Annotated in this window: 5 protein-coding genes; 3 read left to right on the top strand and 2 right to left on the bottom strand. The window is 51.4% G+C overall.

The features are described 5' to 3' along the window. From ACP5D4_RS20870 to ACP5D4_RS20860, 3 genes are all read left to right on the top strand, one after another. Positions 1-528 (top strand): calcium-binding protein (locus ACP5D4_RS20870; protein ID WP_428013537.1); only part of this gene is annotated, 528 nt, incomplete at its 5' end. Between the two features lie 910 nt (positions 529-1,438). Beyond that, positions 1,439-1,792 carry a hypothetical protein gene (locus ACP5D4_RS20865; protein ID WP_428013536.1) on the top strand — a complete coding sequence of 118 codons (354 nt, stop codon included), beginning with the start codon at positions 1,439-1,441 and terminating at the stop codon, positions 1,790-1,792. Between the two features lie 67 nt (positions 1,793-1,859). Continuing rightward, a complete protein-coding gene (locus tag ACP5D4_RS20860) occupies positions 1,860-2,765 on the top strand; it encodes an SPFH domain-containing protein (RefSeq protein WP_428013535.1) in 906 nt (301 codons plus the stop codon). Between the two features lie 3 nt (positions 2,766-2,768). On the opposite strand, the gene ACP5D4_RS20855 is transcribed toward ACP5D4_RS20860, so the two are convergent. Further along, positions 2,769-3,728, bottom strand: coding sequence for an MDR/zinc-dependent alcohol dehydrogenase-like family protein (locus ACP5D4_RS20855; protein ID WP_428013534.1), 960 nt, complete (start codon positions 3,726-3,728; stop codon positions 2,769-2,771). 429 nt (positions 3,729-4,157) lie between these two features. After that, a complete protein-coding gene (locus tag ACP5D4_RS20850; protein ID WP_428013533.1) occupies positions 4,158-5,219 on the bottom strand; it encodes a hypothetical protein in 1,062 nt (353 codons plus the stop codon). Between the last annotated feature and the right edge of the window lie 49 nt (positions 5,220-5,268).

Genomic DNA, 5,268 nt, shown 5'->3' with positions numbered 1-5,268 from the left:
AGTGCTGAAATCCCTCCGGGGAATCTCCGTCGCTTTAGCGCGGAGAGTAGTCAAGGTGGCGCAGACGGCGATCGAGTCCTTGGCGGCGAAGGCAACGATATCCTCCTGGGGGAACTCGGCAGCGATTGTTTGCGCGGCGATGCTGGAAACGATTGGCTCTTCGGCAATACGGGAGCGGACGGACTCCGGGGTGACGACGGCGACGATAGCCTCTGGGGGGGCAAAGACAACGATACGTTGATGGGGGGTGTTGGCGACGATGTTCTCTACGGCGATGAAGGCAGCGACAGTTTAATCGGCGGCGATGGCAGCGATGTTTTCGTGTTGCGGGTGGGTTTTGGCAGCGATGTCGTTGCTGATTTTGACTCTGGCGATGTTTTGGGTTTATCCCAGGGGTTAACTGTCGAGCAGTTGACGGCTTTTCAACAGGGGAACGATGTGACGATTTCGTTTGGCGATGAGTTATTGGTGACTTTGGAGGGATTTGATTTGAGTTCGCTGTCTTCGGAGCGTTTTGCTGCGGTTTAGGGAGGTTAAAATGACCTGACTGGGGATAAGAACCCCGGCATCTTCAAGATGTCGGGGTTCTGAAGGATCTGTTGGGGAAACATGACCCGATTTGTTCGCGATAAATTCGCCAAAGACTACCTCGAAGAACTCTTATCACCCCTCGGAAAAATCGAGGCTCCTAAACGAGTTTTTGGGGAAGCTCGACAGATTGACGTGGCGTTTGTTCCTTCTGAAAATCCCCACGATCGATCTCCCTTGGGAATTTTAGGAAAAAGGGTCTTCGGAGTTTGAGGTGATAAGCATATTTTATACCTGGTTATCCCCCCTTCGCCCCCTATCCCCCCTTCGCCCCCCTTTCAAAGGGGGGTTGGGGGGGATGGTTGGGAGAGGGACTTGAAAATGGCTCCCCTTTTCCCAAGATTGTGGAGTTGCGGTTGGGGGATGAGGGCATGAGGAATCGGGTAGATTGCCAAAGTGAGATACGGGTGCATCTCAAAAATGTAAATTTATCAGAGCGGCGTCTCTGCCATGTATTGAGCTGTTGTTGGGTTTCGCTATCGCTGCACCCAACCTACTAAAATTTTGGGTTGGCTTGAGAATCTTTCATATGGGTTAAAATTAAATCCTTTTTATAATTAATTTTTATAATTAATTTTTATGAATCTTAGTAAATAATCTTTAAGGATTGACGACTCTAAAAAATTTGGATAAATTATTAGTATGTATCGTTTAAGATCGGAAGTTTTTAACACAAAAATCTCCAAAAATCAAGTCAAAAATTAATAAAAAATGTAAAAAAACGTAAAAACACAGAGCGATCGCACTCCAGACTCTTAAGATAAGACATCAATAGGTGAATCTCAAAACTGTAAATTCATCCGCCAATTCAAAAATGAGATGCACCCACATCCATTTTACCCCTCAAACCATGAGCCGATCGAGCAAAAGTCAGCGAGGATTAATCGCCCGATCCACCTTAACAGTCCTCGCCGTCCTCCTCACAAGCTACGTGGGCATCATCACCCCTCGCAAATACGGTCCGATTCCCTTCGGGATTTCCGCCGTCGGATCGATCGCCCTCGCCGCTCACCTCTGGGGATATTGGCGAGGCAAACAAGAAAAAGTCAACAAATTTAACCGTTTAAATAAAGAACTCTTTGAAGAATCTCCGAGTTTTTGGAATACCCTACCGTTAATCGACAATCCGAACAAAATCGAGGAATTAAGAGAACTGTCCCATCTGTACGATCGCAAACTCTATCCCGAAGACTTCCAATCTTAAACATTTCAATCTTAAACATTTCAATCTTAAACATTTCAATTTCCCACCCCTCGGGGTGACGACCACCATGAAACTCTTCAAAAAAACCCTGATCGGCTTTGCCCTCTCAACCGTTGCTCTCAGCGGCTGCACGGCGATTATTGGCGAACGAGTTCCCGCCGGATACGTGGGATTGCTCATCAACCAATACGGAAGCGAAGAAAGTCGCGGTATCGACAACGCCGAATTCATCGAAGGCGGTCGAGCAATTTACAACCCCGTCAATCAAGAATTAGTCCTGTTTCCCACCTTCGTCAACAAATACAGCTTCACCAACAGCACGATCGAACAAAGTCCCGTTCCCGAAGCCATCGGCTTTTCCGTCGCGGGGACTTCCGTTGAAGAAGACGTAGCTATCGGCGTCATGTTCAACAAAGAAAACGACGGCGACTTTATCAAAACCTACTATTCCACCTATCGCCTCTCACCCGAAGAATTCGTCCGCACCCACTTACGAGACGAAGTACGGGGCTGTTTCAACCGGGCGGTTGTCGATGCCAATATTCAAACGCCGTTTCAATATCAAAACCAGCGCATCGACCTCTTAAACCGGGTCGAAACCTGCATCGCCGATAGCTTCAATTTCCTCATCGTCCAAAACCTCGAATATCTGGGAAAACCGCAATATCCGCCTAACATCCAAGCGGCGATCGACGAACAGTTTGAAGCCGAACAGCGGGCGAAATCCGCAGAAGCCCGGGCCCGACAAGCGGAAGCCGAAGCCGCAGCAGAAATCGCCAAAGCCCGAGGCGAAGCGGAAGCCGAAAAAATCCGCGCCTCCGTCGCCAACGATCCCAACTATCTCAAATACCGACAATTGGAAATCGAGATGGCGCGAATTCAACGCTGGAACGGTCAAGAAGCGCCCATTGTGCAAACGCCAAACGTGCAGTTAGGGGCTGCGGGAAACCCACAACCCCAGGAAAACCAATAACTGTTAAGCATCGCTGGCGTCCAGCAACACCTTTAATGTTCCCCGTTCCTGGGCGCGATCGAACGCGGCGAGTCCCTGGCTGAGGGGGAAGCGATCGCATACCAAAGACATCACATCGACCCGATGGTTCGCCAGGAGATCGATCGCCTGGGGAAACGGACCGCAGCGGGAACCCACCAGCGTAATTTCATCCACCACCAACGACGAAACATCCAAACTGAGATGTCCCGCGTAGGTACTCTTGAGAACCAGAATTCCCCTCGGACGCAGGGCGCGACGGGCGATGTCGAATCCCTCGGGATTTCCCGTACATTCCACAGCCACATCGAAGGCGCGATCGCGAACCGCATCGGCGAAACCCGTCGCAATCCCGCGATTCTCCAACAAAGCGAGTTTCTCCCGATGTCGTCCCACCGCGAGTAAATCGCAACCCGTCAACGCCAAACTTTGAGCCACCAACAGCCCCAACTTGCCATCTCCAACCACCAACACCTTAGAATTAGCGTCGATGGGGACTTGCTGCTGAATTTCCAACGCCGCCGCCAGAGGTTCCGTAAAGGTAGCCTCGTCCGTCGAAACGGACTCGGGGACAGCGTGGAGGTTCTTCACCGGAAGCGTCAGGTACTCTGCAAAAGCGCCATGACGGTTGACGATACCCAAGACAGTACGGTTTTCGCAGTGAGTGGGTTGTCCGCTGCGACAAAAGCGACAGTCACCGCAAGCGGCGTTAATATCTCCCACGACGCGCCGTCCGCGCCATTCCTCGGGACCGCCTTCGACTTGTCCGACGAATTCGTGACCGGGAACGCCGCAATAAGGATAGTAACCGCGTAACAGTTCCAAATCTGTATTACAAATCCCCGCCCGCAAGACTTTGACTAACGCCTCACCGGGAGGAGGTTCGGGAACGGGTAAATCCGTCCGCAGTTGCAAAGTTCGATTTTCCAACCAAAGCGCCTTCATCGAAAATTTTGGGTTTGAAACCCCGCCCTTCTAGGGCGGCTTTACAGTTCAATGGACGTGAATGGTTAAACTGGCTAACGAAACCCAAGTTAGTAAGTTTGCCTAAAACTCCAATTGAATGGGAATTTTGGCGGTGGGACACACCGTTACAGCCTGTGAAGCGAGTGTAAGACGCAGTCTTCGCAGCTCTCGGAGCTTGCATCCGAGAGAACGAAGACTTGAAGGATCTCGATCCGGAGAGCCACTGCGAAAAACTCGAGAGAGAAGGAAGCAGGAACCCAAATCGCGAGGTTTGGGAATCACCGTCCTTCCTTCGGCGGTGAGGATGTCAATAATTGATAATTGATAATTGACAGGGAACGGGGAACAGTCAACAGTCAACAGTGACCCGGGAAAACTGTTTTCAGTTAATCCTGTCTCATCATCTCATCATCTCATCATCTCCTCATCTCCCCCTTCCAGGGCGTTGGCGCGATCGATCTCTCGTTCGCAGGAGCGTTTGAGGTGACTGAAGAATTCTCGGAGGATTCTGGCTTCGATCGAGCGGGCGATATCCGGTTCCGTGTCGCCGAGAGACTTTTCAATTTCTGCTTTTAGCTCTTTCGCCCACTGTTCGACGGTGGCGGTTGAGGTTTTCAGATATCGATTCGCCGCATCTTGCGCGGCTTTTTCCACTTCGATACGAGCTTGAATAGACGGATTGAGGGGACGATGCAAAGCTTGCGAGACATCGAGACGGGTGGTTCGCCGGATTTCCGTTTCCCCCTCAATGGGAAAGGCGAGGGTCATGTCGATATCCTCTTCGTCGTTAGCGAGGAGGGGTAAATCGGGCATGGGGAAGCGAACGCCCTCGCGGCCGTAAAATGCAGACATGACATCGTTGAGCGATCGGGCGATGGGTTCGTATTCCTGGGGGCGATCGAGACAGTGGGCCGCCCCGAACAGTCGCAGTGCCAAAATCGCAGGCGTCGGACAAATTTCATAGAGCGATCGCGCCAAGGTATCGAACTCTTGATGGTTGAGTTGGTTCCAGTCGGTGATGGTATAGCTGAATTTACCGTGAATGGCGGAGTAGATGAGGATTTTGGCTTGGCTGAGGCTGGCCACTTGGGACAGTTGCGATCGCAAATCGAACCAGCGATCGGTTTCCGGCGAGCGTTCCATTACATCGGCGTCGAGACTCGGCGTCGTTGGAGGGATAGGATAAAGGGATTCCAAGGCGGTGACGAGGCGAACGGCCAGCGTAAAATACAGGGATTTTTTGTTAATGCGGGCGACGACGCGCACCAGGCTCTCTCGCAACTGACGTAAAGTCGGTATCGTCGATCGCACCTGACCTAACAGGGTCAACCAGTCGATCGCGTGCAGCTTCTCAGGGTCGTTTTCCCAGCGATGTTGACAGGCGCACACCAACAGCTTTTTTAGGCGTTCGGAATCGGGGTCGTTTTCCAACCGCGCGATAGCCGACTCAAACGATTCTGCTTTCTTCATCGAAAATTTTGGGTTTGAAACCCCGCCCTTCTAGGGCGGCTTTACAGTA

The sequence above is a fragment of the Baaleninema sp. genome (genome assembly GCF_049974805.1).
GTDB lineage: Bacteria > Cyanobacteriota > Cyanobacteriia > Cyanobacteriales > Geitlerinemataceae > Baaleninema.
Note: the sequence above shows the minus strand (reverse complement) of the source record. Positions and strands in the feature narration are given on the sequence as shown.